Origin of the sequence: Guyparkeria sp., assembly GCF_046540515.1 — a bacterium.
Lineage (GTDB): Bacteria > Pseudomonadota > Gammaproteobacteria > Halothiobacillales > Halothiobacillaceae > Guyparkeria.
Genome location: NZ_JBKHFB010000043.1, coordinates 1 through 14728, shown reverse-complemented (window position 1 = coordinate 14728; position 14728 = coordinate 1). Strand labels below are relative to the sequence as shown.

Genomic DNA, 14728 nt, shown 5'->3' with positions numbered 1-14728 from the left:
GAGACGGTGCCGGCGGGGAAGGTCGCGCGCAGGACGTCCATGGCGTTCAGGCCTTCCTCGAGCTCCCCGGTGACCTGGGAGACGATGTGCATGACGTGCGAGTAGCGCTCGATGATCATGCGCTCCTCGAGCTTCACGCTGCCCACCCTGGCGACCCGGCCGGTGTCGTTGCGCCCCAGGTCGATCAGCATGACGTGCTCGGCGATTTCCTTGGGGTCGCTCAGCAAATCCTGCTCGAGGGCCTTGTCCTCGGCCTCCGTGGCCCCGCGCGGGCGGGTGCCGGCGATGGGGCGGACGGTGACGGTGCCGTCCTCGAGCCGGGCGAGGATCTCGGGGCTGGAGCCGACCACGGTGAACTCGCCGGCATCGATGAAGTACATGTACGGCGAGGGGTTGATGCTGCGCAGGGCGCGGTAGAGGTCGATCGGCGCGGCGCCGAACTCGATGCTCATCCGCTGGCTGGGGACCACCTGCATGACGTCGCCGGCCGCGATGTACTCGCGGATGGCGCGCACGGCGTTCTCGTAGCCTTCGCGGGTGAAGGTGGCGGTGAAGTCGTTCTCGTCGATGTCGCGGCCCGGGGCGCTCGAGCCGTAGTTCGCCACCGGCTCGCGCAGGCGGGCGGCCAACCGATCGAGGCGGGTGTGGGCCAGATCCAGTGCGCCGGTCTGGGCCGGGTCGATCAGGGTCACCAGCAACAGCTCGCTGGAGAGGTTGTCGACCACGACCACCTCTTCGCTGGCCATCAGCAGGATGTCGGGCACGCCCAGCGGATCAATGGCGTCGAAGTTGGCCAGGCGCGGCTCGATGTAGCCGACGGTCTCGAAGCCGAAGTAGCCCACCAGCCCGCCGTGAAAGCGCGGCATGTCGGCCGGCTCGTAGACGCGGTAGCGGGCCTTGAAGCCCTCGATCCAGGCCAGCGGGTCGTCGACCGCCTCGTCCTCGACGATCTCGCCGTCTTGCCTCACCACCACGCGGTGGCCGTGGACGGTCAGGACGGTGGGCGACGGCAGGCCGATGATGGAGTACCGCCCCCAGCGCTCGCCGCCGGTGACCGACTCGAACAGGTAGCCGAACGGGCCTTCGACCAGCTTGTGGTAGACGGACAGCGGCGTGTCGTAGTCGCCCACCACACGGCGGGTGACGGGCACGCGGTTGTAGCCCCCGGCGGCAAGCTGCTCGAGGTCGACGCGGGTGGGCTGGTAGGGCTGGAAACGGTTGGGCATGACGGGCTCCGAAAGAAAAGGCGATGGACGGGGACGAGCGGGCGTTCAGCTACGCCATCGTCTCCGCCATCGCCTTGATTCGGTTGCCAGCGTCTCGTCCGCCATCGTCCCTGTCGCCGTCATGGTGACTACCGGGCTATCAGGCCCGACAGCTCGATCATGGAATCGATCACGGCATCGGGGTCGAAATCCCGGATATCCCGGCCGTGGTTGTAGCCGTAGCTCATGCAGATGATCGAGTAGCCCGCGGCGCGCGCGGCCTTCACGTCGGAGATGGAATCCCCGATCATCAGCGCCTCTTCCGGGTGCACGTGGAACCAGCCCGCCGAGTAGATCAGCGGCGCCGGGTCCGGCTTCTTCAGCGGCAGGGTGTCGCCGCTGATGACCACCTCGAAGTGATCGCGCAACCCGGTCTGCTCGAGCAGCGGCAGGGTGAAGGCCTCGGCCTTGTTGGTCACGCACCCCATCGGCAGGCCCAGCGACCTGACGAATTCCAGCCCCTGGGTGACGCCATCGAAGACCCGCGAGTGCTGGCCGTTGTTCTGCAGGTAGTGCTTCTTGAACACCGGCAGGGCGCGCTCGAACTCGGCCGGGTCGGGGTGACCGTCGAGGTCGTTGGTCAGCGCGCGCTCGACCAGTCGCTCGACGCCGTTGCCCACCCAGTTGCGCACGTCCTCTTCGGCGCGCTCGGGGTTGCCCAGCTCACGCTGCATGGCGTTGACCGAGGCCAGCAGGTCGGGCACCGAGTCGACCAGGGTGCCGTCCAGGTCGAACAGCACCATGCGCGGCGTGAACTGCGCAATGGACTCGTGCGGCATCACTTGACCTTGGCCAGCTCGTCGCGCATCGCCTTGACGATGCTGTCGTAGCGGTTCGGGTCGGAATCCTGGCCCTTGCCGAACAGCGCCGAGCCGGAGACGAAGGTGTCGACGCCGGCCTTGGCGATCTCGGCGATGTTGTCCGGGTTGACGCCGCCGTCGATTTCCAGGCGGATGTCACGGCCGGAGCGGTCGATGATCTCGCGCGCCTGGCGGGCCTTCTCGAGGGTCGCCGGGATGAACTTCTGGCCACCGAAGCCCGGGTTGACGGACATCAGCAGGACGATGTCGACCTTGTCGATCACCCATTCCAGCACGTCCAGCGGGGTGGCCGGGTTGAACACCAGGCCCGACTGGCAGCCCTCGTCGCGGATCAGCTGCAGGCTGCGGTCGACGTGCTCGGAGGCCTCCGGGTGGAAGGTGATCGAGGTGGCACCGGCCTTGGCGAAGTCCGGGATGATGCGATCGACCGGCTTGACCATCAGGTGGACGTCGATCGGCGCGGTCACACCGTGCTTGCGCAGCGCGTCGCAGACCAGCGGGCCGATGGTCAGGTTGGGCACGTAGTGGTTGTCCATCACGTCGAAGTGCACCCAGTCGGCGCCGGACTTCAGGACGTTGTCCACTTCCTCGCCCAGACGGGCGAAGTCGGCGGACAGGATACTCGGGGCAATGATGTAGTCGCTCATCTCGCGGTCCTCGGATAACGGGAAAGATTCGGGGGAAAGCGGGTCGCGCAGGCCCCCGTCCCGAATGCCGAGACCGGCATCGGGTGGAACGGGCACACGCGCGGAAACTGCCGCTCAATGTACCGGATTCGGCGCGACTTTTTAAGAATCTCCTCGTGGGAGCGCCCCGGCGAACCGCCCGGGACTGACCCGGGCACTGGCCCGGAACCGACCTTGCGCCCGGTGATTCCTGCCTCGACATGGCGGGCCGAACGCAAACGGAACCTAAATTCGACTAGAATAGTCCGACATTTTCCAGCCGCTCCACGAATCAGAGTCACTATGTTCCAGACCGAACTGCTGTTGCGCGAATTCGTCACCCACGATGTCCAGCGCTACATCCTCTCCAAGCCGGATGGCTACACCTTCACGCCGGGTCAGGCGCTCGAGCTGGCCATCGACGAACCCGAATGGCGCGACCAGGGCCGCCCCTTCACGCTCACCAACCGGGTCGACGACCGCGTGCTCGAGCTGATGATCAAGAGCTACGACGATCACGGCGGCATGACCCACCGCCTGGCGACGTCAAGCCCGGGGCAGAAACTGCGGATCACCGAGCCGTTCGACAGCTTCAACTACGAGGGACCCGGCTGGTTCATCGCCGGCGGCGCCGGTATCACGCCGTTTCTCGCCATCATTCGCGATCTCGCCGACCGCGGCCAGCTCAAGGGCCAGAAGCTGATCTACTCGAACAAGACCCACAACGACATCATCCAGCAGCGCGAACTCGAGGCCGCCTTCGGCGAGAACGCCCACTTCGTCTGCACCCGCGAGAACTCGCCGCTGTGTACCCATTCCGGTCACGTCGACGATGCCTTCCTGCGCGAACACGTCCGCGACCTGTCCGAGGCGTTCTACGTCTGCGGCCCGCCCGCCTTCACCGACCAGGTCAAGAAGACCCTCGCCGACCTGGGCGGCAACACCCAGAGCATGGAATTCGGCTGAGCCGAATCGACCGTCGGACAAAGAAAAGCCGCGCCACGGATCATTCCGGGCGCGGCTTTTTCATGCCCGAAGGCAATCCCACCGTGCCTTTCAGCGCAGGTCGATATCTAACCACTCGGTAACGCGTACCCGGGCGAGGTGGATGCGGTAGACGGTCTCGCGAGTGACGCGGCGGCCCTCGCGGTGGACGCGAAAGCTGAGCCGGCGGCAACAGGGCTGACTGGCGAGCACTTCCATCAGCGGGGTGTCGGCCAGGCCGGTGATGGCCCGCCGCAGCCGGGGGCTGAGCGGACCGACCACTTCGGTCAGCGCCTCGACCCGGGCATCACCGCTCTCCAGCCGGACACGACGCGTCCAGACGCGCGTGCCCCGTGGCACGGGCCACTGCCCGGCCTGGTGACTGCGCCAGCCCTCCGACAGCCTTCTGACCACGACCGGGTGCCCGGTATGCCGGTGCAGCGCCCGGGTGAACGAACCGGTCGTGGTCGCCAGCCGACGCCGGGCGACAGGCAGGCCGAAGAGTTGTTCGCCACCCACCGGAAGCGCGGTGGCCCGGAAGCAGCCAAGGGCGAAGCGGCGATCCTCGCTCATGGGCTTTCGATGGAGAAAACGACGGCCTCCCCTTCGCCACGCGGATCGCTGGCCGCCTCGAGCCGGCCGTCTCCACGCCACCAGGCGACCGCCTGCATGTTGCCGAAATCGTCCTTCTCCTCGACGCGATGCCCCATCAGTTCGAGCTCGGCCCGCTGATCCTCGTCAAGCAGATCGGCCTCGACCTCGATCCGGTCGGGCAGGTACTGGTGATGGATGCGCGGGCCGGCCACCCATTCGTCGACCGGCTCGCCGCGCGTGGCGGCCAGCACGCCACCGAGCACCATGGTGATGATGCGCGAGCCGCCGGGCGTGCCGAGCACACCCACCAGATCGTCGCTACGCACGAAGGTGGGCGACATGCTCGAGAGCGGCCGCTTGCCCGGGGCGATGGCGTTGGCCTCGGCACCGACCAGCCCGTAGACATTGGGCTCGCCGGGCTTTTGCGAGAAGTCGTCCATCTCGTCGTTGAGCAGCACGCCGGTACCCGGCACGGTCACCCCGGCGCCGAACGGGTAGTTGATCGACAGCGTCGCGGCGACGTAATTGCCGTCCGCGTCCATCACCGAGAAATGCGTGGTGTGCGGGCCTTCCGGCTCGGTAACCACCGGGGCGAGCGCGGACGAGGGGGTGGCGTCGGTGGGCGATATGCCTGCCGCCAGCCCGGCGGCGTAGTGATCGCTGGTGAGTCGCTCGAGCGGCATGTCGACGTAGCCGGGGTCACCCAGGTATTCGGCCCGGTCGCGATAGGCACGGCGCATCGCCTCGACCCGGTAGTGAAGGCCCAGCACGGACAGGTCGTCGAGGTCGCCACTGCGACGCTCGAGCTCGCCGTAGGTGTTCAGTATCTGCGCGATCGCCACGCCACCGGAGGACGGTGGTGCGGCGGAAACCACCTCGAAGCCGCGAAAGCGACTGATCACCGGTTCGCGCTCGATCACGCGGTAACCGGCCAGGTCCGAGCGGCACCAGATGCCGCCGACCTTGCGCACCCCGTCGACCAGCTTGCCGGCCAGCTCGCCCTGGTAGAAACCGTCGCGCCCCTCGAGGGCAAGGCGCTCGAGCGTCTCGGCGAGATCCGGCTGGCGAATCCGATGCCCCAGTGCCGGCAGCTCGCCGTCGTCGAGGAAGATCGACCGGCTGCCCGGGTCGTCTGCCAGCACTTCCTCGCGGAACCCGGCCAGGCGGCGATACATCTCGGTGACCTCGAAGCCGTCGCGCGCGGCGCGGATGGCCGGATCGAGGCTGGTCGAGAGCGACAGGCGGCCGTAGTCGGCGGCCAGGTGATCGAGCGCGGCGGGAATGCCGGGGATGCCGGCGGCCAGCGCCCCGTCGACGGACAGATCCGGCTGCGGTTCACCGTCCTCGTCGAGATACATGTCCCGAGTCGCCTGGCCCGGCGCACGCTCGCGGGCATCGAGCATCACGTCACGGCCGGTCTCGGCCTCGTGGAGCAGGTAGAAGCCGCCCCCGCCCAGCCCGGAACCGTACGGCTCGACCACCGCAAGCGTCGCGGTGATGGCGACCGCGGCATCGAAGGCATTGCCGCCGGCCTCGAGCACCTCGCGACCGGCGGCCGTGGCCATCGGGTGGGCGGTGGCGATCGCGGCCTGACCGGGTGCCGCAACCGCGACCGGAACGAACGCCCCCGGCAGGAGGACGAGGACAAGGGCGAGTCGGCGCAGGGCGTTCACGCTCAGCCCCCGCCGATCGCCTGGACGATCTCGACCCGGTCGCCGTCGGCGACCACCGCACTGGCGTGTTCGGCGCGCGGGCAGATCTCGCCGTTTACCTCGATCGCGTAGCGCTTGCCGCTGGTGCCGGCGAGCGTCACAAGCGCCTCGAGCGTGGTGCCCTCGGGGACGTCGCGCGGCTCGCCGTTGAGCTCGATGCGGACGGTGGATTCAGCCATGTCGTGTCTCCTCTGCCGCCGGCCGGTCAGGCCGGGTCGAATAGTGCTGCTGGTAGAATGGTGGACTGGTCGCGCCCCGACCAGTCCACCCATTTGTTCAGGCCGCCTCCATGAGCGACACGCCCGCCCATCACACCCTGCCATGGCAGGAGATCGATACCGTGCTGCTCGACATGGACGGCACGCTGCTCGATCTGGACTTCGACGCCCGCTTCTGGAAGGAGCACTTCCCGCGGCGCTACGTCGAGTTGAGCGGGCTGGCCGAGCCCGAGGCCATGGCGCGCCTCAACGCCCGCTTCGAGGGGCTGCGCGGCCAGCTGGCCTGGTACTGCCTCGACGACTGGCACCGCGCGCTGGCACCCGACTGTCGCAACGAGCTCGACCTGATCGCGCTCAAGCGCGAGCTGGCCCATCACATCCGCTACCGCCACGGCGTGCCCGACTTCCTCGACCGCCTGGGCGGGGCGGGCAAGCAGCGCGTGCTGGTGACCAACGCGCACCCGGCCAGCGTCGATCTCAAGTTCGAGCGGGTCGATCTTTCCACGCGGCTCGATGGTATCTTCAATGCCCACCAGATCGGCGCGGCCAAGGAGTCGCCGCGCTTCTGGGACCGTCTTGCCGAGCAGCTGCATTTCGACCCCGACCGCACCCTGCTGGTCGACGACAACCTCGTCGCCCTGGCCGCCGCCGAAGACTTCGGCATCCGTCACCTGCGGGCGATCACGCTGCCCAACAGCCAGGGCGAGCCGATGGATACCTCGCCGTTCGAGGCGCTGGACGACTTTCTCGCCGCGACGGCGGCCCTGGCGTCGCGCAACGACGCCTGATCGGCCCCGGCCACCGCAATGTCGACCTGCCGGCCGATGTTGGGCTGAAGCCCAACCCACAACGAGGGGGGCCATCGCCCTGTGGGTCGGCTTCAGCTCGGCAATCCACCCGAACACGGGCGGATGCCCGGCAGGCAAGCGAACGTGCGGCCGATGTCGGACGAAAGTCCGGCCTATGCTCCAGGCCGGCTGTTTGCCTTACTCGCCCTCGCTCGGCGGCACGTAGTCCTCGGGCTTTTCTTCCTTGCCCTCGAACAGGAACTTCTCCATCTCGCGGACCAGGAACTCGCGCGCCTTGGGGTCGATCGGCGTCAGGCGGTACTCGTTGATCAGCATGGTCTGGTGCGAGAGCCACTGCTGCCAGGCCGCCTTGGAGATGTTGTTGTAGATGCGCTCGCCCAGCTCGCCCGGGTACGGCGGCTTGGGCAGGGCCTCGGCCTCGCATTGCAGGCGCTGGCAGAAGACGGTGCGATCGGTCATGGAAACCTCGTTGGCGGATCGGGTGCATGGATTGCCCGCGATGATAACAGCGCCCCGCCGCACTCGCTGACCGGCCACCCCCCTTCAACCAGCGGCGAGCGAGACCCCGATTCGCTCGCGGACCAGGCGCTGGACCGGCGCGGGCAGGCCGACCGGCGGGGCGTGCGCCAGTTGCTCCGGGTCATGCCACTCGCCGGGCGCATCGGCGACCCCGGCCTCGTCCACCAGCGCCCCGATCACCTCGGCGTCGAGCTCGAAGTGGCTGAACACGTGCCGAAGGCGGCCGAGGAGGCGCCACTCGCCGGCACGACGCAGGCCGAGCCGGGCCAGGCGATCGTCGGCGTCCTCGGCACGCTCTTCGATCGGCGGGCAGGCCAGCCCGCCCCAGATGCCGCTCGGCGGGCGCTTTTCCAGCAGCAGGCGACCACGCGCGTCCTCCAGCCACAGCACGACCCGTTCGCGTACCGGCCTGGGCTTTCGCCGCCGACGGGCGGGCAGTTCGCCGACACGCCCCTGCCGGCGGGCCTCGCAGTCGACACGCACCGGGCAGACCTCGCAGCGCGGCGCGCCACGACGGCATACGGTGGCGCCGAGATCCATGATCGCCTGCGTGTAGTCGGCGGCACGGGACGCGGGGGTGCGGGCCTCGGCCAGCGCCCACAAGGCACGCTGGGTGGCGGTCGTCTCGATCGGGGTGTCGACGGCGGCGTGGCGCGCCAGCACGCGCTTGACGTTGCCATCGAGTATCACCGCGCGGCGATCGAAGGCCTGGGCGACGATCGCCGCGGCGGTCGACGGCCCCACGCCCGGCAACTCGGCCCAGCCCTCGACGGTCTCGGGCACGCCGTCGGCGGCCATTTGACGCGCGGCGGCATGCAGGTTGCGGGCGCGGGCGTAGTAGCCAAGGCCCGACCAGAGCGAGAGCACATCGTCCGCCTCGGCGACCGCGAGCGCATCGATATCGGGGAAACGCGCCATGAAGCGCTCGAAGTACGGGATGACCGTGGCGACCTGGGTCTGCTGGAGCATGATCTCCGAGACCCACACCCGGTAGGGCGTGCGCGGGTGCTGCCACGGCAGGTCATGCCGGCCATGCTGATCGAACCAGGCCAGCAGTCGTTCGGCGAACGGGGCGCTCACGATCCGCGAGGGGACCGGGCCATCCGCAAGTCGGCTCCCCGAGCGCGGACCCTCGTCACAACCCGAGCCCCTTTATCAGCCCCTTGACCGGAGAGTCCTCGCCCAGTCGCTTGTCGACTTCCTCCTCGATGCGCTTTTTCGCCTCGCCCTTGGCGGCCTCCTTGGCCAGCGATTCCATGTCGAGGGAAATCGACGGGTCGCTGAACGAGCCCTCGATGCGGATCGGCACGGGCACCTGCTTGAGGCGCTCGAGCTCCTTGCCGCCCTGTCCGGTCGCCGTATTGACCACCGTCGCGGTAAGGCGATAGTCAAGGGACTCGCGCGGCAGATCGACCTGCCCCTCGCCGGCGACCCGCAGCAGCGGCGAGGCCCCGGCGAGGTCGTCGTTGGTGACCACGCCGTTGCGGATGGTGGCCGTGCCGGTGATCGAGGTGAAGTCGGTGGACAACTCCTCGGGCTCCGGCTCGGTCTTGCCCTCGAGGCGCGCCTGCGCCCGGCGCAACAGGTAGCCGACATCGAAGCCCTTGACCTTGCCGTCTCGCAGGGCGAACCCGGCATCGCCGTCCAGCCCCGACTTGAGTTGGTCGACCCGCTTGCCCTGGGTGGTGACATCGAAGCCGACGTCGCCGCGGCCCAGCAGACGGTCCTCGTCCATCAAGGCGGTGAGCAGCGGCTGGAGCGACACGCCATCCACCCGGCCCTTCGCGGCGTAGCTCGGCACGTCACCGCGCACGTCCAGCGTGCCGGTGGCATCGATCGACCCGTCGAAGGCTCCTGCCGACAGCTCGGCCAGTTGCAGCCGCCCGCCGGCCGCGGTCAGATGAACCACCGGGCTGCTCAGGCGGTAGTCCTCGTAGCGCAGGCTGGCGAATTTCAGTCGGGCGTCGAGGTCGAGCCCGCGCAGGGCCTCGACCGGCAGTTCGATCTCGGCGTCTTCCGCGGCGGCCCGGGACTGCGCACTGCCGCCCTCCCCGGAACCCGAAGCCTTCTTGTCGTCCTTGTCGCCCGCGGCTTTCGGCGCGAGGTACGGATTGGCGTCGAAGTCGCCGCCCTCGAGCCGCGCGAACAGGCGCCCGGACTCGAGGTCGTCGATGCCGGCACGGCCGGTCAGTTCGTTGTCATCGAGCGTGACGCGCAGATCGTCGAGCATCGCCCGTGACGGTGTCACGTCGACCTCGCCCCGTAGCGCGAACCGGCTCAGCGCCTCGTCCGAACGCATCTCGGGCACGGTCATGCCCAGCCGGTCGGCCAGGGCGCGCGGGTCGAAGCCGGCGACCTCGATCGGGCCGGCGGCGACCAGTTCGCCACTGTCCAGCCCGCTGATGTCGAGCCGTCCGCTGGCCGCCACGGGGTCGGAGGACAGCTCCAGGTCGTCGACGGTGGCGGTGCCCGCCTGCAGGTCGGCCGCCAGCGCGGCATTCGCCGCGACCTGCACGGTCTCGCCCACGTTGGGCACCCCCTTTAGAGCGGCCTCCAGGCTCAGCCGAGGCAGGTCGTAGCGGCCGGCGGCCCAGTCGGCCTCGAGCACGGTCTCCAGACGGCTCTCGAGGTAGGTCAGCGGACCGACGCCCTTGCCATTGAGATCGAGGACCACGCCATCGAGGCGCGCCTGAGACTTGCCGGCACGCACGTCGGCCTTCTCGATCTCGAGCATCGCCTCGATGCGCTCGGGCAAGTCGGCCGAGGCATCACCTTCCTGGCCGGTGACCAGGTTGAGCTCGAGGTCCTCGAACAGCATGTCCTGGCGCTCGAGCCACAGCTGGGCGCGAGTGGTCAGATCGACACTGCCGCTCAACACCGGCATGTCGGGCATCGCCAGGCGGAAGCCGGAAACCAGCTCGATATCGGTCGGCGCGCCGTCGGCCAGCTCGCCGGTGGTCAGGTCGAGCTCGTCGACGGTCAACTCCTGGCCGGCCTGTTCGTCGCGCCAGTGCAGGGTGGCGTTACGGATATCGACACCGCCGACGGTCAGCAGCATTGCCGGACCGTCACCGTCCTGCGGCTCGACCGTCTCCGGCTCGTCGCTCGATTCCTCGGTCGACTCCGCGGAGCGCTCGACCAGGTCGTCCCAGTTGCTGGCGCCGTCCTCGTGACGGGTCAGGTGGATCTCGGCGTCCTCGAGCAAGAGCGTGCCGATCTCGAATTCACCACGCAGCAGGGGCAGGAGCGCGGCCTGGGCCTCGAGGCGCTTGACCGTCAGCATCGCGTCGGGCTCGAACCCCTCGGCATTGGCAAGCACCACATCCTCGGTGGTCGCCCCCAGCCACGGGAAGATGGTCACGGACAGATCGCCGTTGAACTGGATACTGCGCCCGGTCTGCTTTTCCACCTGAGCGGCGATCTGCGGCTTGTAGTCGTTGGGATCGAAGGTCAGGGCGAAGGCGGTGATCGCCAGCACGGCGACCAGCACGATCGCAACGAGTAGCAGGCCAATGCGCTTGATCCATTTCATGCGGGTCGTCCTCGGAGTTCGGTGGCCGGGTGGCTCCTCCCGGTCGGCCCATCCGCCACGCTCGTCTCGGGCGCCGAGGCGCGGGGCGGACTAGGATTGAATCAGACTTTAGCAGACAATACGGCTTGTCAGACCGGCCGTCCGAACCTCCCGAGGTGGCCGACACACACCGACAGCGAAACGACCGACCATGAGTATCACCGTCCGACTGTTTGCCAGCCTGCGCGAGCGCATCGGCTTCGACGAGACCCGCGTCGACGAGACCCCGGCCACGGTGGCCGAGGCCTGGCAGCGGGTCACCGACATCGAGCGCCCCAGCAACACCCTGGCGGCCGTCAACCACGAATACGTCGATCTCGACCATCCGCTCGCGGATGGTGACGAGGTTGCCTTCTTCCCACCGGTGACCGGAGGCTGATCGTCATGGCCAAGAACTCGTCCACCCACGAGATGCAGCGCGAGATGCGCCAGATCATTTCCCGCCGGCGCCGCCTGATCCGCATCTGGCCGGCGATCGCCCTGTTGCTGGGGGCGGTGACCGTGGGCTTCTACGTGTGGGCCTTCTTCCAGCGCCCGATCCTGGTCAACCCGCTGCACGTGCTCGAGCTGATGCAGACCGGCAACCTCGATTCGGCCACCCAGGCGCTGCTGGCCGTGACCGCGCCGATGCTGTTCCTGGCCGTGGGGCTGCTGGTGCTCCTGCTGCTGGCCTTCGTCACCGCCGGGCTGGTCAGTGAGGGCCGGCTGATGCGCGTGCTGGAGAAGAACCTGACACGCTGAGCCCCGCCGTTTTTCGGACCCGACACCCCACCGCGTCACAAAACCGTCAAGACCGTCGCGTAAACAATCACTTGACGGGCCTGCGCGTTCGCCCCACATTGCTCAGGCAATGCTGGCCAGTGACGGCCCGGCAGCAGATGTGTGCAAACAGCAGAGGGGACCGATCATGGCGATCACGAAAAAGCCGCTGAAGGTGCGACCGGAGTGTCGCGTCACGTTCAACTACCAGCCGGGCGACGATGTGGCACGCCGCGTCGAACTGCGGGGAGACTTCAACGGCTGGGGCGAACACGATCTGCCGCTCAAACGCCAGCGCGACGGCAGTTACCGGGTCACGCTCAACCTGCCGAAGGACGGCGAATACGCCTTCCGCTACCTGATCGACGAAGAACGCTGGGAGAACGACGAGGCCGCCGACGCCTACGTGCCCAATCCGTTCGGCACCGGCGACAACGGCATACTGCGCACCTGATTCGCGCCGGGGCCGCCGGCTCGGCCCGGACCATCCCGCCTTACCCCCGGGTCAGGCGCAGGCGCTGCAGGCGCATCACCTCGCGGTCGATCAGCTGGCTGTCCCGCGGCGGCAACGCGGCGAACTCCAGCCCGTAGACGATGCTCTTGCCCACGCCGGGACGACGGTTGCGCACGATGAATTCCAGGCGCACGTCGATGCCGTCGCCCACCTTCAGGCGCGCCGCCGGCACCTCGTCGCCGGGCTTGAACCCCGGGTCCCTGTCCTCGACCACGCTCACGGCACAGCCGGTCGCCGAGAGGTTGACCACGTCACCCGAGACGACGACGCGCTGTCCCGGCGTGCAGAAGGCCAGGGTGCCCGGCACGTCGGGAGGCAGGTCGATGCGGAATGCGGACCGGCGTTGCAGGCGCTGGATCACCTCGGGGTAGCCGACGGCAAGATAGCAGTCGCCCTGCTCGTCGCGGGTGGCCAGGTCGTCGGTGTAGAACCAGGTCAGCAGACCGTCGATCACCGCCTGCAGGCGCACCCGGTGGGCGTGCAGCACGTGCCGCAGCACCACGGGATCGGGACAGTCGAGCACCAGCCGCCGCTCGTCGGGCTCGATGCCCACCACCTGCACCTGCCCCTGGAAGTCGGGATCGTCATCAGGGATCAGCCAGACGTGACCGCGGGCCTCGAACAACCGGCCGAGCGAACGCTCGATGGTGCGGGGCGCGCGGACGGTTTTGATGTCCTGATCGTCCAAGACCGGTGACTCCGGATCGGTGGGGTGTGACCGGACGGCAAGCCCGCCCGGAATGAGCGCCGACAAGCATACCCATTTTGTCCTCCCCCTGCAGCCGCCCGGAGACCGCATGCCAGCGCCACTCGCCGGCCATGGTTCGGTTGCCGCCGGCGATCGGTTACTATAGGCGCCGATTTTTGCAGCAGGGCGGCTCTGAATGCCCCGCGCATTCAAAGACTTCCTGACTTCACCATTCGACTGACACAGAGGATCTTTCCATGTCTGATGCCAAGCGACTTTCGCAGTACCTGGCCGAACACCAGCGCCAGGGCCGCGTCGATGCCGACTTCGTCGGCCTGATCAACGACGTGGCCGCCGGCTGCAAGCTGATCGCCGACCAGGTCGGCCGCGGCAACCTGATCGGCCTGCTGGGCTCGGCCGAGACCGAGAACGTCCAGGGCGAGACTCAGAAGAAGCTCGACATCATCTCCAACGACGAGTTCACCGAGATCCTCACCGAGGGCGGCCACGTCGCGGGTCTTGCCTCCGAGGAAATGGACGAGGTCTACGACCTGCCGGTCGGCAAGCACCGCGGGCCGTACCTGTGCACCTACGACCCGCTGGACGGCTCGTCGAACATCGACGTCAACGTCACCGTCGGCACCATCTTCTCGGTCCTCAAGGCCCCCACCGGCAAGGAGAACCCCACCGAGGAGGACTTCATGCAGCCGGGCACCGAGCAGGTCGCCGCCGGCTACGTCACCTACGGCCCGTCCACCATCCTGGTCCTGACCATCGGTGACGGCGTCGACGGCTTCACGCTCGACCGTTCGGTCGGCGAGTTCAAGCTGACCCACCCGAACATGACCATCCCGGAAGACACCGCCGAGTTCGCCATCAACATGTCGAACATGCGTTTCTGGGACGCGCCGGTCAAGCGCTACGTCGACGAGTGCCTCGCCGGCAAGGAAGGCGCGCGCGACAAGGACTTCAACATGCGCTGGGTCGCCTCCATGGTCGCCGAAGTGCACCGCATCCTGGTCCGTGGCGGCGTGTTCATGTACCCGATCGACAGCAAGCACCGCGAGCGCGGCGGCAAGCTGCGCCTGATGTACGAGGCGAACCCGATGTCCATGATCGTCGAGCAGGCCGGCGGCCTGTCGATCACCGGCCCGGACCGGATCATGACCATCCAGCCGGAAAAGCTGCACCAGCGTGTGCCGGTCATCCTGGGCTCCAAGAACGAAGTCCAGCGCATCTGGGACTACCACAAGGAGGGCTAAGCCCCTCCACTGCCCGGACGCAAGAAAGCCCCGCGAGTCGACGACCCGCGGGGCTTTTCTTTTTTCGGGAGCTCGAAGCTGACGGCTTGAAGCCGGAAGGGGCGGGCAGCCGCCACCTGTGCGACAGAGAGAGCGGCCCGAGGCCGCCCTGCACCGGCTCTTCCGGCTTTCGGCTTAGCCGTACCGTCCCGTGATGTAGTCCTCGGTCTTCTTGTGCTCGGGTGAAGAAAACATCGTAGCGGTGTCGTTGTACTCGATCACCTCGCCGAGGTGGAAGAAGGCGGTGTAGTCGGCGATGCGCGCGGCCTGCTGCATGTTGTGGGTGACCACGACAATCGTGAACTCGG

At 68.0% G+C, this 14728-nt stretch carries 16 protein-coding genes and 1 pseudogene; 6 read left to right on the top strand and 11 right to left on the bottom strand.

All coding sequences use genetic code 11. The features are described from left to right. The 3 genes from ACLFRM_RS06535 to rpe all read right to left on the bottom strand — a co-directional run. Window positions 1–1226 (bottom strand): anthranilate synthase component I family protein (locus tag ACLFRM_RS06535; RefSeq protein ID WP_410754924.1); only part of this gene is annotated, 1226 nt, incomplete at its 3' end. Window positions 1227–1354: 128 nt separating this feature from the next. Further along, the gene (locus ACLFRM_RS06530; protein WP_410754923.1) at window positions 1355–2044 is read right to left on the bottom strand and encodes a phosphoglycolate phosphatase; all 690 of its coding nucleotides are present in this window, start codon (window positions 2042–2044) and stop codon (window positions 1355–1357) included. Then, window positions 2044–2733, bottom strand: coding sequence for a ribulose-phosphate 3-epimerase (gene rpe, locus ACLFRM_RS06525; protein ID WP_410754922.1), 690 nt, complete (start codon window positions 2731–2733; stop codon window positions 2044–2046). The genes ACLFRM_RS06530 and rpe overlap by 1 nt, the downstream gene beginning before the upstream one ends. A 321-nt stretch (window positions 2734–3054) precedes the next feature. Here rpe and ACLFRM_RS06520 point away from each other — a divergent pair, with 321 nt between their 5' ends. Then, a complete protein-coding gene (locus ACLFRM_RS06520) occupies window positions 3055–3717 on the top strand; it encodes an FAD-binding oxidoreductase (RefSeq protein WP_410754920.1) in 663 nt (220 codons plus the stop codon). Window positions 3718–3807: 90 nt separating this feature from the next. On the opposite strand, the gene ACLFRM_RS06515 is transcribed toward ACLFRM_RS06520, so the two are convergent. The 3 genes from ACLFRM_RS06515 to thiS are packed head-to-tail and all read right to left on the bottom strand — an operon-like array spanning window position 3808 to window position 6220. Beyond that, the gene (locus ACLFRM_RS06515; protein WP_410754918.1) at window positions 3808–4308 is read right to left on the bottom strand and encodes a chorismate--pyruvate lyase family protein; all 501 of its coding nucleotides are present in this window, start codon (window positions 4306–4308) and stop codon (window positions 3808–3810) included. Continuing rightward, window positions 4305–6002, bottom strand: a complete 1698-nt coding sequence (gene ggt, locus ACLFRM_RS06510) for a gamma-glutamyltransferase (protein WP_410754917.1) — start codon at window positions 6000–6002, stop codon at window positions 4305–4307. The genes ACLFRM_RS06515 and ggt overlap by 4 nt, the downstream gene beginning before the upstream one ends. Window positions 6003–6004: 2 nt before the next feature. Next, window positions 6005–6220, bottom strand: coding sequence for a sulfur carrier protein ThiS (gene thiS / locus ACLFRM_RS06505; protein WP_410754916.1), 216 nt, complete (start codon window positions 6218–6220; stop codon window positions 6005–6007). A 110-nt stretch (window positions 6221–6330) separates the two neighbouring features. Here thiS and ACLFRM_RS06500 point away from each other — a divergent pair, with 110 nt between their 5' ends. Then, a complete protein-coding gene (locus ACLFRM_RS06500) occupies window positions 6331–7047 on the top strand; it encodes an HAD-IA family hydrolase (RefSeq protein WP_410754915.1) in 717 nt (238 codons plus the stop codon). Window positions 7048–7245: 198 nt separating this feature from the next. Here ACLFRM_RS06500 and ACLFRM_RS06495 read toward each other — a convergent pair whose 3' ends face one another. The 3 genes from ACLFRM_RS06495 to ACLFRM_RS06485 all read right to left on the bottom strand — a co-directional run bounded on the left by ACLFRM_RS06495 (window position 7246) and on the right by ACLFRM_RS06485 (window position 11119). Beyond that, complete coding sequence (locus ACLFRM_RS06495) at window positions 7246–7527, bottom strand: oxidative damage protection protein (protein WP_410754914.1); 282 nt, start codon at window positions 7525–7527, stop codon at window positions 7246–7248. An 84-nt stretch (window positions 7528–7611) separates the two neighbouring features. Then, window positions 7612–8667 carry an A/G-specific adenine glycosylase gene (mutY, locus tag ACLFRM_RS06490; protein ID WP_410754913.1) on the bottom strand — a complete coding sequence of 352 codons (1056 nt, stop codon included), beginning with the start codon at window positions 8665–8667 and terminating at the stop codon, window positions 7612–7614. Window positions 8668–8722: 55 nt separating this feature from the next. Beyond that, window positions 8723–11119, bottom strand: coding sequence for an AsmA family protein (locus tag ACLFRM_RS06485; RefSeq protein ID WP_410754912.1), 2397 nt, complete (start codon window positions 11117–11119; stop codon window positions 8723–8725). Between the two features lie 190 nt (window positions 11120–11309). On the opposite strand from ACLFRM_RS06485, the gene ACLFRM_RS06480 reads away from it, so the two are divergent. The 3 genes from ACLFRM_RS06480 to ACLFRM_RS06470 all read left to right on the top strand — a co-directional run bounded on the left by ACLFRM_RS06480 (window position 11310) and on the right by ACLFRM_RS06470 (window position 12371). After that, window positions 11310–11537: a MoaD/ThiS family protein gene (locus ACLFRM_RS06480; RefSeq protein ID WP_410754911.1), complete on the top strand. Its 228-nt coding sequence runs from the start codon at window positions 11310–11312 to the stop codon at window positions 11535–11537. A 5-nt stretch (window positions 11538–11542) separates the two neighbouring features. Continuing rightward, a complete protein-coding gene (locus tag ACLFRM_RS06475) occupies window positions 11543–11899 on the top strand; it encodes a hypothetical protein (RefSeq protein WP_410754910.1) in 357 nt (118 codons plus the stop codon). Between the two features lie 166 nt (window positions 11900–12065). Further along, window positions 12066–12371: an isoamylase early set domain-containing protein gene (locus ACLFRM_RS06470; RefSeq protein ID WP_410754909.1), complete on the top strand. Its 306-nt coding sequence runs from the start codon at window positions 12066–12068 to the stop codon at window positions 12369–12371. Window positions 12372–12411: 40 nt separating this feature from the next. On the opposite strand, the gene ACLFRM_RS06465 is transcribed toward ACLFRM_RS06470, so the two are convergent. Then, window positions 12412–13119 carry a flagellar brake protein gene (locus ACLFRM_RS06465; protein ID WP_410754908.1) on the bottom strand — a complete coding sequence of 236 codons (708 nt, stop codon included), beginning with the start codon at window positions 13117–13119 and terminating at the stop codon, window positions 12412–12414. A gap of 257 nt (window positions 13120–13376) precedes the next feature. Between ACLFRM_RS06465 and ACLFRM_RS06460 the strand changes: the two genes are divergently transcribed. After that, on the top strand, window positions 13377–14381 hold the full coding sequence (locus ACLFRM_RS06460; RefSeq protein ID WP_410754907.1) for a class 1 fructose-bisphosphatase: 1005 nt from the start codon (window positions 13377–13379) through the stop codon (window positions 14379–14381). A 174-nt stretch (window positions 14382–14555) separates the two neighbouring features. Here the strand turns inward: ACLFRM_RS06460 and pstB are convergent. Next, window positions 14556–14728: pseudogene (pstB, locus tag ACLFRM_RS06455) on the bottom strand (phosphate ABC transporter ATP-binding protein); the annotation flags it as partial.

Excerpts from the sequence above, each read along its gene's own strand:
- ACLFRM_RS06530 (WP_410754923.1), bottom strand. The coding sequence starts at position 2,044 with ATGCCGCACGAGTCCATTGCGCAGTTCACGCCGCGCATGGTGCTGTTC.
- ACLFRM_RS06470 (WP_410754909.1), top strand. The coding sequence starts at position 12,066 with ATGGCGATCACGAAAAAGCCGCTGAAGGTGCGACCGGAGTGTCGCGTC.
- ACLFRM_RS06500 (WP_410754915.1), top strand. The coding sequence starts at position 6,331 with ATGAGCGACACGCCCGCCCATCACACCCTGCCATGGCAGGAGATCGAT.
- ACLFRM_RS06480 (WP_410754911.1), top strand. The coding sequence starts at position 11,310 with ATGAGTATCACCGTCCGACTGTTTGCCAGCCTGCGCGAGCGCATCGGC.
- ACLFRM_RS06495 (WP_410754914.1), bottom strand. The coding sequence starts at position 7,527 with ATGACCGATCGCACCGTCTTCTGCCAGCGCCTGCAATGCGAGGCCGAG.
- ACLFRM_RS06460 (WP_410754907.1), top strand. The coding sequence starts at position 13,377 with ATGTCTGATGCCAAGCGACTTTCGCAGTACCTGGCCGAACACCAGCGC.
- ACLFRM_RS06520 (WP_410754920.1), top strand. The coding sequence starts at position 3,055 with ATGTTCCAGACCGAACTGCTGTTGCGCGAATTCGTCACCCACGATGTC.
- rpe (WP_410754922.1), bottom strand. The coding sequence starts at position 2,733 with ATGAGCGACTACATCATTGCCCCGAGTATCCTGTCCGCCGACTTCGCC.
- ACLFRM_RS06515 (WP_410754918.1), bottom strand. The coding sequence starts at position 4,308 with ATGAGCGAGGATCGCCGCTTCGCCCTTGGCTGCTTCCGGGCCACCGCG.
- ACLFRM_RS06475 (WP_410754910.1), top strand. The coding sequence starts at position 11,543 with ATGGCCAAGAACTCGTCCACCCACGAGATGCAGCGCGAGATGCGCCAG.
- ACLFRM_RS06485 (WP_410754912.1), bottom strand. The coding sequence starts at position 11,119 with ATGAAATGGATCAAGCGCATTGGCCTGCTACTCGTTGCGATCGTGCTG.
- thiS (WP_410754916.1), bottom strand. The coding sequence starts at position 6,220 with ATGGCTGAATCCACCGTCCGCATCGAGCTCAACGGCGAGCCGCGCGAC.